The sequence below is a fragment of the Mycobacterium sp. ZZG genome, from assembly GCF_054786995.1.
The window spans coordinates 83,665-101,168 of record NZ_JBTBFV010000011.1 but is presented as its reverse complement, the minus strand read 5'-3'; the positions used below and the strand labels follow the sequence as shown (position 1 = coordinate 101,168).

Here is a 17,504-nt window from a genome sequence, read left to right as displayed (position 1 = left end):
AGGTCGGGGCGCATACAGAGGCACGTCAGAACGTGCCGGCCTCGTCCTCCTGCGTGGGCCGCCCGGGTGAACCCGGGACCTTCAACCGATACTTGAGCACTCGAAGCAAGCGCTCATCGGTGACCGACGGTCTTCGGTGGAACCGAGCCAGGATAGCGTGCCGTGCCGCGATCAGCCAAAACGGTGTAATCGCGCGCTGTGCCGCGCCAGTGCGGCGGCCCCCACCAGGCCGGCGTCGCCGCCGAGCGCGGCGGGCACGACCTGCAGACCGTGCAAGAAGTCCAAGCCGGCGTAGCCGGCCACCGCCGCGCGCAGCGGGTCGAACAACAGCGCGCCGGCCTTGGCGACCCCGCCGCCGACGACCACCAGATCGAGGTCGCACACCGCGCCCACCGACACGATCATCCGCGCCAGGGCGTCCGCGCCGCGTCCGAACGCGCGCAGTGCCACCGGATCCCCGCGGCCGGCCGCGTCGGCCAGTGCTCGGGCATCGGTTCCGCCCGCCCATCCGTTCTCCCGGGCCCACGCGGCCAGGTGTGGACCCGACGCAACGGTCTCGACGCAGCCGCGGCCGCCACACGCACACGGCGCACCGCCGGGTTCGACGACGACGTGCCCGACATGTCCGGCGTTGCCGCTGCGGCCCCGGTAGGGGGCGCCGTCGAGCACCAGCCCGCCGCCGATCCCGGTCGACACCACCATCCCCAGCAGGAAACGGGCGTCCCGCCCGGCGCCCCTCCACCATTCGCCCAGCGTCATACACAACCCGTCCCCGCCGAGCGTGACCGGCAACCGGGTGAGCTCGGCGACGCGCTCGACGATCGGGAACCGCAGCCATTCGGGGATGTTGATGGGGCTGACGGTTCCGGCCGGGACGTCGATGGGTCCGGCGGACCCGATGCCGACCGCCGACACCGGGCCGGGTGCGGCGTCCACGGTCTCGGTGAGCAGTGACGCGACGACGGCCCACACGGTTTCGGCGTCGCCGTCGGGGGTGGGCCGCTGGGCGCGGTGGACCAGGGTGCCGTCGGCGGCAACGACACCGGCGGCGATCTTGGTGCCGCCGATGTCGAGCGCGAGGGTGAGATCGGAAATCAATGCCTATGGGTGTTGTCGGGCTGCCGGGGATCCCCGGGGTGCTCATATCCCTCGTAGAGCGTGACCATTTCGGCACAACGGGAATCGAGCCACCTGCGATAGGCCCGCCGCCGGGCAGCGGCCAGCAGGTGCGTGGCGATCTCCGCGCGCACATCGCCGAGTGCCGCCGCGGTGGACGGACGGCGCCAGCCACCTCCGGCTGGCTGGGTGTGGCTGAATCGCAGGGGATTTCGGGCGTGATAGGCGGCGACGGCCTCGTCGGTGACGGTCACGTCGGAAGTGACCGCGACGTACACCGCGCGGGCAGCGGGGTCGGCCAGGGTGGCCGCGGCGACGCTGCCGATCTCCAGGCGGGCGACGGTGTCGGGCAGCAGCTCGTCCTCGGTGGGCACGGCCGCCGCATCGAGTCCGGCCGACGCGGCCGCCACGACTCGTTCGGCGACGAGCACCTGGGTGAGCCAACGGCGCAGTTGCCTCGCTTCGGCGGTGCCGGCCCGCGGCAGCGCGTACCGCCGGGGTCCGGCGCGCAGGGCCTGTTCGCGCGCGTCGATGTCGGCGACGGTGACGGTGTGCGCTCCGACCGTCGCCGCGATGGCAGTCACGACACCCTCACCCGGACCGCCGGGGAGTACACCAGCTCCCCGGCAGCCGCGACGCGGATCAGCGCCCACCACTGCCCCGGCTCGGTCCATCTCGGGGGGGCGACGTCGAAGACCAGCTCGCACGTGCCCCGCGGGGGGATCACGCCGCCGGTGATGTTGGGCGTCAGCCACTCCCACGTTCCCCACGGTGAAATCAGGTGCGCCTCCACGGTCAGGTCGGTGTGGGCGTCCGTGCCGACCGTGACGCTCAGCCGCGCAGCTGACCCCGCCTCGACGTCGACGTCGCCGGGGTCGGCGACCAGTCGCAGCAGCCGGTCGTCGTGGCGCCCGACCGACAGCACCGCCACGTCCTCGACGGTCTGATGCCAGGACGTGGGGATCGCCGCGCCGGTGGCGGCGAGCTCGGCGCGCACCGGATACAGGCCGGGCGCGACGTCGGCGGGCGCCGCGACATCGACAGTCGATTCCAGATGATCTCCGGGCGGCAGCATGAACGGCAGGTCGACAACCCCGGTGTCCCAGCCGGGCGGCGCGAGGACGCGCACCATGCCGTGCAGCGCGGTGTCGGTGGCGTCACTGACGGCGGTGAGCCGGAGCGGGACGAGGGCACCGGCGGCGACGTCCAGGCGGTGCGGGTGCAGGTGCGCCACCGCGGGGAGTCCGCCCAGCGGCGCCGGCCCGCGGTTGTGCAGCCAGTACCTGGCGTAAAGGGGCTGCACCGGTTCGGCATCCGGGGCCAGTGACACCTGATCGGCGTGCGCCACCCGGGGAAAGTTCAATTGCGTTCTCAGGGTGGCGATCTCGTATCCGTCGAGCGGGCCGTGCGCTGCTGTCAGCGGCTCTTCGACGAGGTTCAGCCGCTGGGGTTCGGCGATGTGGCGCAGTCCGGACTGCAGCGAGACCCGGGCCGGGCGGCCCAGCGTCTCGGCGATCCGCACCACGACGCCGTCGGCCGGGTCGGCGTGCCGGGCACTGCCGCGCGCCGTCGGATTGCCCGCCGCCTTGAGCGCGGTGACCCGCACCGCCCCCTCGGGCTGCACCTCCAGCAGCGAACCCCAGGGCGGCAGGCCGCCGGCGCCGGCGTGGCGGCGGGCCGACACGGCGACCAGCGGCTGACTGAATTCAGCACTGCGGGAGGGAATGCCGCAGTCCCGCCAGTCGCCGTCGCCGGCGACGAGTGCGTAGTCGAAACGGTGAGTCCAGTGCTGCAGCCCGAAGCCGGATCCGTCGGGGGCGGCGCGTCGGGGCGGGTCGATCCAGGTGCCCGACGGCCATCCGGTGCACGAGCGCATCAGCGACGAGTGCAGCGTGCCGTCGGACTCGACGGCGAACCCGGGCACACCGCGGTTCATCAGCGCGACGGTGCGGGCTTCGAAGGGTTCCACGACGTCCTGGTCGACGAGGATCTCCGCGTCGGCCAGATCCTCGACCAGCGCCGCCACCGCCGCCGCGGTGTCCCCGACGGCACCGACGACCAGTACCGGCAGCGCGGCGGGATCACGTAGGTCGGCTCCGGGCACCCACACGTCGCGCAACGGCTGCGCGGCCGGCACCCACAGCCGCGCGGCCGCCGGGGCATCGTCGAGAACCTGTGCAGTGAGAGAGTTTTCGTCGACATGCCCGACGGTGATGCGCATATCGGGCAGGTTGGAGTCCACCGACAGGTCACCGTAGCGCGGCGCGTCGGCCAAGCTGCAGGTCGCGGTCACGCCGGCACGGCCGAGGGCGGCGATCAGAGCGCGGACGTCGTCGTCGACCACCGGGCAGACCACCTCGGCGACCGACACCGCGCGCACCGCGCCCCCGCGGAAACGCACCCGCATCGCCGAGGACAGGCCGAACCAACCGTGGGCCGGATTGTCCAGCGTGTACGGATGCACCGCGGTGTCGACCGACGTGGCGGATCCGGGCTCGTGGAGCAGGGCGAAACCGCGGCCGACCACCGCGGCCCCGGCCTCGCTGACCGGCATCGCGCCGGGCACGGGGCAGGGCCAGCGCAACCGCACCAGCTGGTCCCGACCGCGGAAGTCGTCGATCGTGGTCCGGCAGTCCACCCTGTCGACACCGCGCCACAACGTCACTGTCTGCGTGTAGCGCAGCAGTCCGGGGATCGCGCCGCGCACGACGACGCGTTCACCGAGGTCGCTGCGGAAGGCGCGCACCGCGGTGGCCGGATGTTCGGCGGAAGTGACCAGCGGCCCCATCGGCAGCAGGTGCCAGGGACCCTCCCCGGCCACCGGATGCGCCGGATACTCCTGATAGACGGCCAGCTCGTTGCCGACGCGGCCGTCGGCGATCAGTTCCCGCCCGCCGGCGCGCAGCGAGCTGATCCCGCCTCCGCGGGCGCCGTCGACGGCGAGCCGGTAATGCTCGTTGCCGATGTCGGCGCCCTCGGCCGCTTCCCACGATGAGGACACGCCGTCACGCACCAGCCGGTAGGAGCACCAGCCCATCGACGGCACGTCACGGGCGATCCAGGTCAGCGTGTGCCCGTCGTCCTCCACCAGCACCGGCACGTTCCGGCCGTCGCTGTCGACGAGGTGCCCGGCGAGCGGCTCGTCGACGTGAAGCGTAACCACGTCGGAGCGTTTGTGCGACAACGAGTTCCACACCACGATCGACCCGCCGACCACCCTGGACAGCAGTGCCAGTGCCCCGTCACGGGCCGCCGACCCCAGCTGCCACGCGTCACGCCACCCGGTTAACAGGTCGAGGTAGACCTGGTCGGATTCCGATCCGGTGATGGCGTCGTGGTGGGCGCCGTACGCCAACTGCACCCAGGCCTTGGCCAGCGCGGCTTCGGGGTAGGTGGCACCGGTCAGCAGACCGGCGAAGACCGCGAACTGCTCGCCCTCGGACACGGCCAGTTCCGCGGCGCGGTTGGCCTGCTTGGTGTCGATGTAGGACACGTCCTTGCCGGTGTAGATCGGGTTCATGTCCCGGGTCTGTGGGGAAGCCGACCTGCCCGTGGCGTCGAGTTCGGCCCGGACCGCAGCAAAGAACTCCCGGGGCAGCGCGCACACGAACCGCGGCCAGGTGTAGCGCGCGTTCCAGTCCCGGTGGATGTCGGTGACCCACTTGTTGGGCGGGGTGTAGTCGGTGCCGACGGGCAGCAGCACGTTCCGGGTCAGCGCGACCTTCTTCATCCCGGTGAACAGCTCGTAGGTCGCGACCTCGGCGTCACGCAGCGACGCCGACGAGTCCATCCACCAGCCCGCCGCGTAGTGCGCGGGCATGTAGTGGGTGAGCAGTCCGCGCCCGGACGGCGCCATCCACTCGAACTCGCTGGCGAACTGCATGCGCCCGGGGTCGCCGGCCCGGCCGTTCTCGGAGGCCATCGGACCCCACTGGTGGTGCGGTCCGCGTGCCCACGAACTCGACGTCAAGCCGGCGTCGGCGGCCATCGCCGGGAATTGGGGGTCGTGTCCGAACACGTCGAGCTGCCACGCGGTGGCCGGCGCGGCCCCCAGCACGTCGCGCTGGAAGCCACTGCCGTGCACGAAGTTACGGATGGACGTCTCCGGTCCAGTCAGGTTCGTGTTGGGCTCGTTGTAGGTGCCGCCCATGATCTCCACACGGCCCTCGGCGACGAGTCTGCGCAGGTCAGCCCGGTCTTGCGGATGGGTGTCCCAGTACGGCTTGAGGTAGTCGACCTCGGCGAGCACGAACTTGTACTCCGGTTCACGTCTGGCCATCTCCAGGTGCGCGCAGACCAGTTCGAAGCCGTTGGTCTGCCGGCAGCGCCCGGGCGGGTCCTCGGTCCACACGCTGGTGTAGGCGGCCTGGGTGTTCCACCACACCGGGTCGTAATGGAAGTGGCTGACCATGAACATGGTCCAGCCGGGTTCGGCGTCGACGAAGTCGAATTCGGCCCAGCTGCCGTCGGCCTCCGCGCGGGCGGCGCGACGCCGGCCCGGCACGGGATCGCTGACGCGGACGGACACCTCGACGGTCGACTCTCCGGGACGCGCCGGCGGATCGCCGACGGTCTGCAGACCCGGTCCCATCACCCGCACCGGCGCCGAGACCGAGCAGTCCCGGTAGCTCACCCGCACCACCTGACACGGCGCGCCGGGCGGCCCGGTGAACAGCTCCGTCGACTCGGCGGAGGTGACGTCCACGCCAGCACCCTACGGCGTCCGAGACGCCGTGTATCGGCGATCAGTTAAGCCTGTGACCCGCGTGGCTGTGGATTAGCTGTATGTGATGAGACATTCTGTGGCATCCTTGGCGGCTACCAGGTACGAAACGCTCGCTGACCCGTGATTGAAGGAGATTGCCGATGACCGCCCCCTCCCGAGCCCTCGCCCGCACCGCGAAAGTGCTCGGAATAGCAGCTATCGGCGCGTTCGGCGCGGCCGCGTTCATCGGCCTTGGCGCAGGCTCGGCAGAGGCGGACGTTCGGAAGGTGGCCCCCGGCCCGACCGTGAAGAGCCGGCAGGCCTCGGAGAACTCCGTGATCCGGATCAACGACTTCGGTGTCGCGCGCGGCATTTCCGAGGCGCGCGTCGCCGACGCCGGGATCGTGCACGCGCAGGGCGAGGTCCGCGACAGCACCAAAGCGGTCCAGGGCAGCAAGTCCCGGCCGTTCCGCGGCGGCTTCCCGACCGGCCCGGCCATCGGGGACTGGTGATCTGACGGGCTGACCGTCATCTGCGGGCCGCGCGCGCGATCCGGTCCGCCACCACCCGCACCGCGGCGATGACCTCGGGCGGTTCCAGCACCTTGAAGTCGCAGCCCGGCATGGCCAGCCACGGCACCATGCGTTCAGGGTCGTCGGCGCCGGTGGTCAGGATGCACGCGTGCGGCCCGTCGGACTGCACGGTCACCGACGCCGCGGGGAACACCCGAGCGACCGCGTCCCGCGGGGCGAAGTACCGCACCCGCGCCACGTACGGGTAGGGCGACGACGAGATCGCGTGCTGCACGTAGGCGGCGGCGTCGGGCGCTTCCCGCGGCGTGAACGTCGTTCCCACCGCGTGCACGTCCGACATCCGGTCCAGCCGCAGGCTGCGCCAGTCGTCGCGGTCTCGGTCGAAGCACAGCAGATACCAGCGCCGCCCGGTCGTCACCAGCTGATACGGCTCCAGCCGCCGCCGCGTCACGTTCCCGCGGACGTCCACGTAGCCGGCGGTCACGTGCTCGTGATCGCGGCTGGCGCGCGCGAGCGTCATCAGCACGTCGGGCTCAACCGGGGTGTCGGTCGCCGATCCCAGCGTCACCGTCGTGTCGTGGACAGCGGCGACCTGCGAGCGCAGCCGCGCCGGCATCACCTGATCCAGCTTGCTCAGTGCCCGCAGCGCCGACTCGCCCACCCCGGCCACGCTGCCTCCCGCGGCCACCCGCAGACACACCGCCATGGCCACGGCCTCGTCCGGGTCGAGCAGCAGCGGCGGCAGCGCGGCGCCGGCGCCGAGCTGGTAGCCGCCGCCGTGCCCGGTGCTGGCGTGCACCGGATAGCCCAGCTCCCGGAGCCGGTCGACATCGCGCCGCACGCTGCGCGTCGTCACCCCGAGCCGCTCGGCGAGTTCCTCGCCACTCCACACCCGGCGCGACTGCAACAGACCCAGCAGCTGCAGTATCCGGCCGGTCGTCTCCGCCATGTCGACAGTCTGCCTCAGTTGTAGGACAGAAACTGTCCTCAATGGCTGCGAGGGTGTACTCCATGAGCACCGACGTCGCCTCCTCCCTGGCCGAGCAGCTCGACTGGCACTGGACCCGTCAGCTCCGGCCCCGCCTCGACGGCCTCACCGACGAGGAGTACTTCTGGGAGCCGGTGCCCGGTTGCTGGACCGTGCGCAGCGACGGCGCGCGGGTGTTTCCGGACTTCGCATATCCACCGCCGCGGCCTGAGCCGTTCACCACGATCGCCTGGCGGATGGCACACGTGATCGTCGGCGTGCTCGCGATGCGCACCCACTCACATTTCGGCGGCCCGCCGGCCGACTACCAGACGTGGGACTACGCCGCCGACGCCGAGACCGCACTGCGCCAGCTCGACGACGCGTACCGCGGCTGGACGTCGGGCGTGCGCGTCCTCACCGACTCCGACCTCGCCGCGCCGTGCGGCCCCGCCGAGGGTCCGTACGCCGACGAGCCGATGGCGACGCTGGTGCTGCACATCAACCGCGAAGTGATCCACCACGGAGCTGAAATCGCTTTGCTCCGTGACCTTTTCATCCACACCTCCAAGGAGAACTGATATGCCTGCAATGCCCCCTCCGATCGCCGACGAGCGAGCCGGACTCACCGAGTACCTGCGCGCGCAGCAGTATGCTTTCCACGCGATCGCGTACGGCCTCACCGACGCCCAGGCGCGGTCCAAGCCGTCGGTGAGCGCGATGTCGATCGGCGGGCTGATCAAGCACGTCACCTTCTGCCAACGCGGCTGGATGGAGCGGGTGGCCGCCGCGCCGCACATGTGCGAGAGCGACACGCGTCCGATTCAGGATCAGGCCGCCGATTACGACGACCAGTTCGTGATGCGCGACGACGAGACCCTCGCCGACCTCCTGACCGCGTTCGACCGGCAGAACACCGAGACGCTGCACCTGTTGCAGACATGCGACCTCGGTGCAGCAGTACCCATTCCGCAGCAGGTGCCGTGGTTTCCCAAGGACGTGCCTGCCTGGTCGGTGCGCTGGGTGTTCTTCCACATGATCGAGGAGCTCGCCCGGCACGCCGGCCAGGGCGACATCATCCGGGAGAGCATCGACGGCGCCACCCTGTACGAGTTGGTCGCCGGGCTGGAGGGCTGGCCCGAGACCGAGTGGCTCAAGCCGTTCACCCCGGCGTCTTCCCCAGCCTGACAAGCCACCCTCCCCAAGCGCCGAAATCGCATTCCACGCGCGTCAAGTCGCCGAATCATCGCGCTGGGTGCAATTTCGGCGGCAGAGGAGTCAGCGCAGCACGAGCCGCAGCGCGTAGCCGACCACGGCCTCGAGGTCGTCACCGAGGTGCCCCGCCAGCCACTGCTGGGCGAGTTCGGCCATCGCGCCGGTGTACATCGCGGCGCCCACCACCGCAGCCGTCGGGTCGGAGTCGGGGTGCAGCCGCCACCCTTCGGTCAGCACCGCCTCCCGCAGCAGATCCTGAGTGGCGGCCCGTCGCGCCGTCAGCACCGGGTTGGCCCGCGCATCAGTGAACAGCACCCGTCCGCGACGCGGGTCGGCGGAACTGAAGTGCAACACCGCGGTCATCCCCGCGCGGGTGCGCGCGGGCAGGGACTCTCCGGCCCGGGACATCGCCTCCTCGACCACCGCGGCGAGTTCGGCGCTCACCCGGTCGTACACCGCGCCCAGCAGGTCGTCGGTGTCACGGAAGCTCTCATAGAAATAACGGGTGTTCAGCCCGGCCTCCCGGGACACGGAGCGCACCGACACCGCGGGCTCACCGCCGTCGCCGAACAGCCGGAACGCGGCTTCGACGAGCAGCGCGCGGCGCTCGGCCCGTCGGTCGGCCAGCGACACACCGGCCCACCTCGTCGGGCTCGCCACCGGACTGGCCGCCGGCGGGGTCGCCGCCGATCTGGACGGGGCATTGGACACCGCTACAGCGTAGTGGTTCTGGCCACAGGCGTACCCAGACGATATTCTGGGCACACCCGTGACCAACTTTTCGGAGGCGCCCGAATGTTCCTGCCGCATCAGATCGCCCAGCAGGCCGTGCAGAACGTGGTGGACAAACGGTTCGACCAGGACATCCGTCGGCACTTCTTCAAGGGGATGGACTTCGCCGGTCCGCTCGGCGATCCCGGCTGGTTCGGGCCCGGCAGCGCCGTCTGGCACGTGCACTCGCACATGGAGGCGCTGGTGTTCGGACTGCAGTGCGCGGCGTTCATCGAGCGTCTCGACCCGTCGATCTACTGGATGGGCATCCACCACTCGCGCCTCGTCAAGCCGGAGTCCAGAGACGATCCGATGCCCGAGATCGACCCCAAGGGCGCGCTGGTCCGGCTCGGCCATTCGGTCGCGTTCTTCATCGGCACCGCCTACGGCTCGACCGCGACCGCGGAACGCCTCGCGCTGGCGGTGCGCTCGATGCACCACACCGTCAAGGGAACCCGTCCGGACGGCGCCAGGTACGACGCCGACGACCCCGAGTGGCTGCGCTGGAACTACGCGACGGTGGTGTGGGGTATCGCCACCGCTCACGAGCTCTACCACCCGCAGCCGCTGCGCGGTAAGAAGCTCGACCGCTACTACGGGGAGTTCGTTCGGGTCGGGCACGCGCTCGGCGGCACCGACCTGCCCACCTCCAAGGCCGAGACACTGGACTGCCTGAAGTCCTATCTACCCAAGCTGGCGGTCACCTACGGCACCGCGATGGCCACCGGCCCGAATCTGCCGCTGCCGCAGGCCGCGCTCAACTGGGCGATGCGCGACGCGATGCCGTCCTGGGCGAAAGGCCTGATCCAGCATCGCGATCCGAACATCCTGGAGCGCACGGCGCGGCGCGCCATGGTGTGGTCTGTCATCAACGGATTGCACGCCGCATCGGGCCCGGTCCCGGAATTCGAACAGGCCAGAGCGCGCGTCACCGACGGTCTCGACCCGGAGCTGGCGCCGCACACACTGCCGTCCTACCGGCCGGGCGACGATCCGGTGCGGACCCGGACCGAACTCGAAGACGCCTTCGCCTGAGCGCGGCACATGGGTTAGCGTGAGTGAGGGCCGGGGGGCCGAACCAGTCACCGAGGGGGAGATCGATGCGAAAGTTCCTCGCCGCGGGCTGTACCGCAGCCACGCTCACCGCCGCAGCGTTGGGAATGGCCAGCGCCACCGCGCAGCCCGAGCCGATGGAAATGCCCTCGTTCGAGGGCATGACGCTGCAGACCGCCAAGGAGATGTTTTCCGGGATCACCGGTCGCGAACTCGGCACCAGGGTCATCAACACCACCGCGCACACGCCGATGAACCCGGCGACGTGGGAGGTGTGCGGTCAGAAACCCTCACCGGGGGCCAAGCTGACCGACAGCACCTCCGCCGCGGTCGCCGTCGCCCCGCCCGGCATGTGCGCCGCCTGAGCGACGCGCTTTCTGCCGTGTGACCTGATCCACAGCTTTTTCGCCCGCCTCGCGGCTTTTGAGACACTGCAGAGATGACTGCACCGCGGAAACCATCCCACCGCGACGTTGCCAGGCTGGACCGGGTACCGCTTCCGGCCGAGGCAGCCCGCATCGGAGCGACCGGCTGGCAGATCACCCGGACCGGCGCGCGCGTCCTGACCAAACTCACCGGACGCGGCTCTCTTGCGCAGAAGATCGTCAAAGAGGTCCCGCAGGCATTCGCCGATCTCGGACCCACCTACGTCAAGTTCGGCCAGATCATCGCATCCAGCCCGGGTGCCTTCGGTGAACCACTCAGCCGCGAGTTCCGCAGCCTGCTGGACCGGGTGCCGCCGGCCGACACCGACGCCGTTCACAAACTGTTCAGGGAGGAACTCGGCAACGAGCCGCAGAATCTGTTCAAGTCGTTCGACGAGAAGCCGTTCGCGTCGGCCTCCATCGCCCAGGTCCACTACGCCACCCTGCACACTGGCGAGGAGGTGGTGGTCAAGATCCAGCGGCCGGGCATCCGCCGCCGGGTCGCCGCCGACCTGCAGATCCTCAAGCGCGGCGCCTGCCTGGTCGAGTTCGCCAAGCTCGGGCAGCGGCTCTCCGCGCAGGATGTGGTAGCCGATTTCGCCGACAATCTGGCCGAGGAACTCGACTTCCGGTTGGAGGCGCAGTCGATGGACGCGTGGGTCGCGCACATGCACGCCTCCCCGCTCGGCAAGAACATCCGGGTGCCGCAGGTGTACTGGGACCTGACCAGCGAGCGGGTGCTGACGATGGAGCGCGTGACGGGTGTGCGCATCGACGACGTCGCCGCGATCCGCAAGAAGGGGTTCGACGGCACGGAGCTGGTCAAGGCGCTGCTGTTCAGCGTGTTCGAGGGCGGCCTCCGCCACGGCCTGTTCCACGGCGATCTCCACGCGGGCAACCTGTACGTCGACGACGACGGCAAGATCGTGTTCTTCGACTTCGGCATCATGGGCCGCATCGACCCGCGCACCCGATGGCTGCTGCGCGAACTGGTGTACGCGCTGCTGGTCAAGAAGGACCACGCCGCCGCGGGCAAGATCGTCGTGCTGATGGGCGCGGTCGGGACCGTCAAGCCCGAAGCCGAGGCCGCCAAGGACCTGGAGAAGTTTGCCACCCCGCTGACACTGAAGTCGCTGGGCGATCTGAGTTACGCCGAGATCGGCAAGCAGCTCTCCGCACTTGCCGACGCGTACGACGTGAAGCTGCCGCGCGAGCTGGTGCTCATCGGCAAACAGTTCCTTTACGTGGAGCGCTACATGAAGCTGTTGGCGCCGAACTGGCAGATGATGAGCGATCCGGCGCTGACGGGGTACTTCGCGAACTTCATGGTGGAGGTCAGTCGCGAGCATTCCGACGAACTGGAAACCTGACCGCTATCGCGCCCGCACGCTGAGCACGTCGGTGACGTCGGTCCAGTCCATGTTCGCGACGCGGGCAAACCGGTGCTCCATGCCGTACCGGTTCCACGACGTGCCGAAGCACGACTCGACGGCGACTTCGGGCAACAGCTCACCGGCCTCAGCCGGCCGCGCAAAACGCTACACGGGCAGGCGCACTCTCACATCTCTTTCCTCACGGGGTACCTGCTGTTCGCCGCAGATGTCACACATTGTCATAGTGGTAAGCGGGCACATGAACAGCGACAAGACACTGGAGGTTTGGTGGAGGTCCGGGTAGGGACGGCGAAGTCGGGTGAGCTGGACATCCACTACGAGGACATGGGCGACCCGAACGACCCGGCCGTTCTCCTGATCATGGGCCTGGGCGCCCAATTGCTGTTGTGGCGCAAGGGTTTCTGCGAGAAGCTCACCGACCAGGGCCTGCGGGTCATCCGGTTCGACAACCGCGACGTCGGCCTGTCCAGCAAGCTGCCCCACCACCATTCCGGTGCCCCGCTGGTGCCGCGGATGGCGCGGTCACTGGTCGGGCTGCCGAGCCCCGCCGCGTACACGCTCGAAGACATGGCCGACGACGCGGCGGCGCTGCTCGACCACCTGTCCATCGACAGCGCGCACGTGGTGGGCGGGTCGATGGGCGGCATGATCGCCCAGATCTTCGCCGCCCGCCACCAGGTCCGTACCAGATCGCTCGGGGTAATCTTCTCCAGCAACAACCAGGCGGCACTGCCGCCTCCCGGACCACGCCAACTCGCCGCGATTCTGCAGCGCCCCAAGGGTTCTGATCGCGAGGCGGTCATCGAGAACGCGGTGCGGGTGGCCCGGATCATCGGCAGCCCGGGTTATCCGGCGGCCGAGGAGCGGCTGCGCGCCGATGCGATCGAAGGGTACGACCGCAGCTACTACCCGGCCGGGGTCGCCAGGCACTTCGCCGCGATCCTGGGCAGCGGCAGCCTCCGGCGCTACAACCGGCAGACGACCGCGCCGACGGTGGTCATCCACGGCAAGGCGGACAAGCTGATGCGGCCGTCGGGCGGCCGGGCCGTCGCCCGGGCGATCCCCGGCGCCCGCCTCGTGTTGTTCGACGGCATGGGCCACGAATTGCCCGAGCCCCTGTGGGACGACATCGTCGGAGAACTGAAGACCACGTTCGCCGAAGCTCCCTGACTTTCGCGTCAAAGCACGTTCGGTGAAGTGCGCGTAGCATCCTCGGCAGGGCACGACGCGCCGTCTTACAGGAGATTCTCTTCGGGCTGTGTCCGGGGAAGGCCGTCTTGGCCTCGAAACGCAATCTCACGCCTCACTTCGACGACGTGCAGGCGCACTATGACCTCTCGGACGAGTTCTTCCGCTTGTTCCTCGATCCGTCCCAGACCTACAGCTGCGCGTACTTCGAACGCGAGGACATGACTTTGGAGGAAGCGCAGCTGGCCAAGGTCGATCTCGCACTCGGAAAACTCGGTCTGGAGCCGGGAATGACGCTGCTGGACGTCGGCTGCGGCTGGGGGTCGGTGATGATGCGCGCCGTGGAGTCCTACGACGTCGACGTCGTCGGACTGACGCTCAGCGCGAACCAGAAGGCTCACGTCGAGCGGCTGTTCGCGGAATCAGGCGACAGCAGACGCAAACGCGTCCTGCTGACCGGCTGGGAGCAGTTCGACGAACCCGTCGACCGCATCGTCTCGATCGGCGCGTTCGAGCACTTCGGGTTCGACCGCTACGACGACTTCTTCGCCATGGCCGCCCGGGCACTGCCCGAGGACGGCGTAATGCTGCTGCACACCATCACCGCGCTGACGATGCCCCAGATGACCGAGCGCGGGATGCCGCTGACCTTCGAGGTGGCCCGGTTCGTGAAGTTCATCCTGACCGAGATTTTCCCCGGTGGTCGGCTGCCGTCCATCGAGAAGGTCGAACAGCATGCGAGACCAGCGGGTTTCGACCTCACCCGCACGCAGTCGCTGCAGCCCCACTACGCGCGCACGCTGGACTGCTGGGCCGCGGCTCTGCGCTCGCGCCGGGACGAGGCGATCGCGGTGCAGTCAGAAGAGGTCTACGACCGGTACATGCACTACCTGACGGGCTGCGCAAAGGGCTTCCGGGTGGGCTACATCGACGTCAACCAGTTCACCCTGGCCAAGTAGCGCGGGCCTGCGGGTTGGCTCCCGTGCCACGCCGAACGCTAGTCTGATGCCTTCAGGACGCGTGTTTGCAGAAGCGCCGAGCCGCGTCTTCGGTACGGTCTTGCACAGTTGATATGGACCGGAAGCGGCGAAGCAGGGGAAATATGTCTGACCAATCCAGCGGCACGAAGGATCTGACGCCTCATTTCGAGGACATCCAGGCTCACTACGACCTGTCCGACGACTTCTTCGGTGTCTTCCAGGACCCGACCCGTAAGTACAGCTGTGCGTACTTCACCGGGCCGAATGTGACCCTCTCGGAAGCACAGATCGCCAACGTCGACCAGCACCTCGACAAGCTCGACCTCAAGCCCGGCATGACGCTGCTCGAGGTGGGCTGCGGCTGGGGCCTGACCCTGCAGCGCGCGATGGAGAAGTACGACGTCAACGTCATCGGCCTGACCTTGTCGAAGAACCAGAAGGCCTACTGCGATCAGCTGCTGGGCAAGCTCGACTCCGAACGCACGTTCGATGTCCGGCTGGAGGGCTGGGAGCAGTTCCACTCCCCCGTCGACCGCATCGTGTCCATCGAGGCGTTTGAGCACTTCGGCTTCGAGCGCTACGACGACTTCTTCAAGATGTGTTACGACGTCCTGCCCGAGGACGGCCGGATGACGATCCAGAGCAGCGTCGGGTACCACCCCTACGACCTGGCCGAACGCGGGAAGAAGCTGACGTTCGAACTGGCCCGGTTCATCAAGTTCATGATCACCGAGATCTTCCCCGGCGGCCGTCTGCCCACCACACAGATGATGGTCGAGCACGGCGAGAAGGCCGGGTTCGTGGTGCCTGAGACGATGTCGCTGCGCAACCACTACATCAAGACGCTCGGCATCTGGGCCGACCGCCTTGAGGCCAACAAGGACGCGGCGATCGCGGCGACCGACGAAGAGAACTACCAGCGCTACATGCGTTACCTCAAGGGCTGCCAGTACTACTTCATCGACGAGTCGATCGACGTCAGCCTCGTCACCTACCTGAAGCCGGCCGTCGCCGCCTAGTCAGACCGCAGAGCCGGACAAGAAGAATCCCCCGCACGCCTGAATGCGGGGGATTCCTCCTGTCGGCCCTCAGGCCGCGGCCGGTGTGCCGGTGTCGGCGGTCTCGGTGTCGGCGGTCTCGGTCTCGGTGTCGGCGGTCTCGGTGTCGGGGTCGGCGGTCTCGGTGTCGGCGTCGGTGGCATCCTGGTCTGCGTCGTCGATGTCCACCGCATCGTGGTCGACGGTGACCTCGTCCTCGTCGATCACCGTCTCGTCGTCGGTGACTGTTTCTTCACCGGTGGTGACTTCGTCCTCGTCGATCACCGTCTCGTCGCCGGTGGTCTCGTCGCCGGTGGCGGTCTCCTTCCCGGTACCCGCGGCTTCTTCCTCCACGGTGCCCTCAGTGACGGCAGTCTTTCCGACGTCGGTCTGGATGATCGTCGACCGACTCTGCGATGCGATCGCCGCGGCGGCGTCTTCGGTGCTCTCGCCGACGTCCGGCGACTGCACCTCATTTTTCGGGATGAAGTTCTGGATGAAGGCCTCGACGCCCTTGACGGCGGCCACCACCAGGTCGACACCGACCTTGAGCCAGTTCTGGAAGAGGTTGAACGGCAGTATCGTCGAACCCCGGCTCACCGCCGGATTGCCGCTCCAGTCGTAGCCGAGGTCGACCAGCTCCCGCAGTACCGGTTCAGCCAGGTCGATGAACGGCTTGGCCAGCCAGCCGAGCCCCGCCGAGTCGGCCAGCGAGCGGACGAGATCGGTGAGCGGCAGGCTCGTCGCAGGGATCATGATGTAGCTGTTGCCGAAGTCGTCGAAGCGACAGTTGCCGGGGTTGACCCCACAGTCGAGCTGCGGCGCCAGGGTCTGGTCGGTGTAGCCGTACGGCATCGGCAGGTCATCTTCGGCGTTCGGCGCAAGGTAGTACCCGTGCACCGTGTCGAACGCGGCGATCATGTTCGCGATGGCGAACAGGTTCCCCCAGTAGCGGGGGGCGTAGACTACCGGGTCGTATTCGAAACCTATTGTGGTGGTCGCGATTCCGGTATCGGTCGGCATGGGCGGTTCGAAGGACAGGTCGAGGATCGGCACGGGATCCCCAAGCAGGAAGCGCAGCCAGGCCAGCCGCTGCCACAACCCGCCGTCGGGATTCTGGATCCCTCCGATGGTGACGACCTTGAGCCGGTCTTTCACGGCGTCGGGAAGATCGCGACCGGCGATTTCGGCCAGCGCGTTGGCGACCACGGCGCCGCCCTGGGAGTACCCGAAGATGTAGACGTCCTCGTCGGAGTCCCCGAGGAACGGATCCAGCGCCGCCATCAGGTGGTCGACGCCTTCGTCGACCGAGACGTCCCACTTCTCACACCGGCCCGGAACACACCACCCCGGAAGAAAGGACATCGGCCAGAACGAGGCGGGATACGGAATGCCGACCAGATCCGGATCGGCACAGTCGGTGGTGCACACCAGCGGTCCGATGTACCGGCTCCAGGCGTTCTCTCGGTAACCCTCGATATCGGGGTCCGGTGTCCCGGTGCCCGGCACGATCAGCGCCGTGGCGCCGTACGCCAGCGCCGATACGAAGGCGGAGGCGACGCCCAATGCCATGACAGTGACGAAGGAGACGATGACGAGCACCAGTGCACGGGCCTGAGAACGCACGTGACAACGATCACATACCGCGGGCCACGTCGGCGGCGATTTTGCGATCTCGCCAGACCCCGATCCGGCCGCAAAGCATAGGGAAATTCCCGATTCGTCCCATCGGACGTTCGCTTACCGTCGGAGCATGGCCGACGTGCGGGGTGCGACGAACTTTCTCGCGGAGTGGTATCTGCCCGATCTCGCCGAGACGACGGTCGACGACATCGTCTCGCGGCTCGACGCGGCCACCGCCGCCGTCTCGGATGAAGGCAGGCGTGTCCGGCTGGTGGTGACGCTGTCGGTCCCCACCGACGAGGTGCTCTACGGCGTGTTCGACGCCGAGTCCCCCGATGCTGTCGGCGCCGCCTGCCGGCGCGCAGGAGTCCCCCATCAGCGGTTATCCACACACGTGGTGGCCCGCTTCGTCAGCACCGGAGCAGCCTAAAGGCACGCAGTGCCAATACTTTGCCCCCGCGTTCACTCCTCGGGCGCTCCGGCGCCGGTCCCACACT

At 68.8% G+C, this 17,504-nt stretch carries 17 protein-coding genes; 10 read left to right on the top strand and 7 right to left on the bottom strand.

Going from position 1 to position 17,504, the window contains the following annotated elements; genetic code table 11:
* Positions 1–171: 171 nt before the first annotated feature.
* From ACXMYJ_RS09495 to ACXMYJ_RS09485, 3 genes are read right to left on the bottom strand one after another with little or no spacing between them, the layout of a single operon-like run.
* Positions 172–1,095 (bottom strand): ROK family protein, encoded by a 924-nt coding sequence (locus tag ACXMYJ_RS09495; protein WP_460355718.1) that lies wholly within the window; start codon positions 1,093–1,095, stop codon positions 172–174.
* Complete coding sequence (locus ACXMYJ_RS09490) at positions 1,095–1,700, bottom strand: DUF7158 domain-containing protein (RefSeq protein ID WP_460355665.1); 606 nt, start codon at positions 1,698–1,700, stop codon at positions 1,095–1,097. Before ACXMYJ_RS09490 ends, ACXMYJ_RS09495 begins: the two co-directional genes overlap by 1 nt.
* The gene (locus ACXMYJ_RS09485) at positions 1,697–5,821 is read right to left on the bottom strand and encodes a glycoside hydrolase family 38 N-terminal domain-containing protein (RefSeq protein WP_460355662.1); all 4,125 of its coding nucleotides are present in this window, start codon (positions 5,819–5,821) and stop codon (positions 1,697–1,699) included. Before ACXMYJ_RS09485 ends, ACXMYJ_RS09490 begins: the two co-directional genes overlap by 4 nt.
* A 161-nt stretch (positions 5,822–5,982) precedes the next feature.
* Here ACXMYJ_RS09485 and ACXMYJ_RS09480 point away from each other — a divergent pair, with 161 nt between their 5' ends.
* Positions 5,983–6,333, top strand: coding sequence for a hypothetical protein (locus tag ACXMYJ_RS09480; protein ID WP_260757186.1), 351 nt, complete (start codon positions 5,983–5,985; stop codon positions 6,331–6,333).
* A 16-nt stretch (positions 6,334–6,349) separates the two neighbouring features.
* Here ACXMYJ_RS09480 and ACXMYJ_RS09475 read toward each other — a convergent pair whose 3' ends face one another.
* Entirely contained in the window at positions 6,350–7,303 is a 954-nt protein-coding gene (locus ACXMYJ_RS09475) for a helix-turn-helix transcriptional regulator (RefSeq protein ID WP_460355660.1), read from the bottom strand.
* A 62-nt stretch (positions 7,304–7,365) separates the two neighbouring features.
* Here ACXMYJ_RS09475 and ACXMYJ_RS09470 point away from each other — a divergent pair, with 62 nt between their 5' ends.
* Entirely contained in the window at positions 7,366–7,902 is a 537-nt protein-coding gene (locus tag ACXMYJ_RS09470; RefSeq protein ID WP_460355658.1) for a DinB family protein, read from the top strand.
* Position 7,903: 1 nt separating this feature from the next.
* Positions 7,904–8,509, top strand: coding sequence for a DinB family protein (locus ACXMYJ_RS09465; RefSeq protein WP_260757183.1), 606 nt, complete (start codon positions 7,904–7,906; stop codon positions 8,507–8,509).
* A 90-nt stretch (positions 8,510–8,599) separates the two neighbouring features.
* Here the strand turns inward: ACXMYJ_RS09465 and ACXMYJ_RS09460 are convergent, their stop codons facing one another.
* Positions 8,600–9,196 (bottom strand): TetR/AcrR family transcriptional regulator, encoded by a 597-nt coding sequence (locus ACXMYJ_RS09460; RefSeq protein ID WP_443187417.1) that lies wholly within the window; start codon positions 9,194–9,196, stop codon positions 8,600–8,602.
* Between the two features lie 135 nt (positions 9,197–9,331).
* Between ACXMYJ_RS09460 and ACXMYJ_RS09455 the strand changes: the two genes are divergently transcribed.
* The 3 genes from ACXMYJ_RS09455 to ACXMYJ_RS09445 all read left to right on the top strand — a co-directional run bounded on the left by ACXMYJ_RS09455 (position 9,332) and on the right by ACXMYJ_RS09445 (position 12,155).
* Positions 9,332–10,342: an oxygenase MpaB family protein gene (locus ACXMYJ_RS09455; protein ID WP_460355655.1), complete on the top strand. Its 1,011-nt coding sequence runs from the start codon at positions 9,332–9,334 to the stop codon at positions 10,340–10,342.
* Positions 10,343–10,407: 65 nt separating this feature from the next.
* Complete coding sequence (locus tag ACXMYJ_RS09450; RefSeq protein ID WP_260757181.1) at positions 10,408–10,725, top strand: hypothetical protein; 318 nt, start codon at positions 10,408–10,410, stop codon at positions 10,723–10,725.
* A gap of 74 nt (positions 10,726–10,799) precedes the next feature.
* Complete coding sequence (locus ACXMYJ_RS09445; protein WP_460355652.1) at positions 10,800–12,155, top strand: ABC1 kinase family protein; 1,356 nt, start codon at positions 10,800–10,802, stop codon at positions 12,153–12,155.
* A gap of 3 nt (positions 12,156–12,158) precedes the next feature.
* Here the strand turns inward: ACXMYJ_RS09445 and ACXMYJ_RS09440 are convergent, their stop codons facing one another.
* Entirely contained in the window at positions 12,159–12,290 is a 132-nt protein-coding gene (locus ACXMYJ_RS09440) for a hypothetical protein (protein WP_460355650.1), read from the bottom strand.
* A gap of 156 nt (positions 12,291–12,446) precedes the next feature.
* Here ACXMYJ_RS09440 and ACXMYJ_RS09435 point away from each other — a divergent pair, with 156 nt between their 5' ends.
* The 3 genes from ACXMYJ_RS09435 to ACXMYJ_RS09425 all read left to right on the top strand — a co-directional run bounded on the left by ACXMYJ_RS09435 (position 12,447) and on the right by ACXMYJ_RS09425 (position 15,366).
* The gene (locus ACXMYJ_RS09435; protein WP_443187352.1) at positions 12,447–13,349 is read left to right on the top strand and encodes an alpha/beta fold hydrolase; all 903 of its coding nucleotides are present in this window, start codon (positions 12,447–12,449) and stop codon (positions 13,347–13,349) included.
* Positions 13,350–13,456: 107 nt separating this feature from the next.
* A complete protein-coding gene (locus ACXMYJ_RS09430; protein ID WP_260757178.1) occupies positions 13,457–14,326 on the top strand; it encodes a cyclopropane mycolic acid synthase family methyltransferase in 870 nt (289 codons plus the stop codon).
* 143 nt (positions 14,327–14,469) lie between these two features.
* Positions 14,470–15,366 (top strand): cyclopropane mycolic acid synthase family methyltransferase, encoded by an 897-nt coding sequence (locus ACXMYJ_RS09425; protein WP_443187353.1) that lies wholly within the window; start codon positions 14,470–14,472, stop codon positions 15,364–15,366.
* Between the two features lie 69 nt (positions 15,367–15,435).
* Here ACXMYJ_RS09425 and ACXMYJ_RS09420 read toward each other — a convergent pair whose 3' ends face one another.
* Positions 15,436–17,010, bottom strand: coding sequence for a PE-PPE domain-containing protein (locus ACXMYJ_RS09420; protein WP_460355646.1), 1,575 nt, complete (start codon positions 17,008–17,010; stop codon positions 15,436–15,438).
* Positions 17,011–17,137: 127 nt separating this feature from the next.
* Here ACXMYJ_RS09420 and ACXMYJ_RS09415 point away from each other — a divergent pair, with 127 nt between their 5' ends.
* Complete coding sequence (locus tag ACXMYJ_RS09415; protein ID WP_260757175.1) at positions 17,138–17,437, top strand: hypothetical protein; 300 nt, start codon at positions 17,138–17,140, stop codon at positions 17,435–17,437.
* The last annotated feature ends 67 nt before the right edge of the window (positions 17,438–17,504 follow it).

Bases quoted from the DNA above. Each gene is read 5' to 3' on its own strand.
- ACXMYJ_RS09480 (WP_260757186.1), top strand. From the start codon at position 5,983: ATGACCGCCCCCTCCCGAGCCCTCGCCCGCACCGCGAAAGTGCTCGGA.
- ACXMYJ_RS09475 (WP_460355660.1), bottom strand. From the start codon at position 7,303: ATGGCGGAGACGACCGGCCGGATACTGCAGCTGCTGGGTCTGTTGCAG.
- ACXMYJ_RS09470 (WP_460355658.1), top strand. From the start codon at position 7,366: ATGAGCACCGACGTCGCCTCCTCCCTGGCCGAGCAGCTCGACTGGCAC.
- ACXMYJ_RS09465 (WP_260757183.1), top strand. From the start codon at position 7,904: ATGCCTGCAATGCCCCCTCCGATCGCCGACGAGCGAGCCGGACTCACC.
- ACXMYJ_RS09455 (WP_460355655.1), top strand. From the start codon at position 9,332: ATGTTCCTGCCGCATCAGATCGCCCAGCAGGCCGTGCAGAACGTGGTG.
- ACXMYJ_RS09450 (WP_260757181.1), top strand. From the start codon at position 10,408: ATGCGAAAGTTCCTCGCCGCGGGCTGTACCGCAGCCACGCTCACCGCC.
- ACXMYJ_RS09445 (WP_460355652.1), top strand. From the start codon at position 10,800: ATGACTGCACCGCGGAAACCATCCCACCGCGACGTTGCCAGGCTGGAC.
- ACXMYJ_RS09425 (WP_443187353.1), top strand. From the start codon at position 14,470: ATGTCTGACCAATCCAGCGGCACGAAGGATCTGACGCCTCATTTCGAG.
- ACXMYJ_RS09415 (WP_260757175.1), top strand. From the start codon at position 17,138: ATGGCCGACGTGCGGGGTGCGACGAACTTTCTCGCGGAGTGGTATCTG.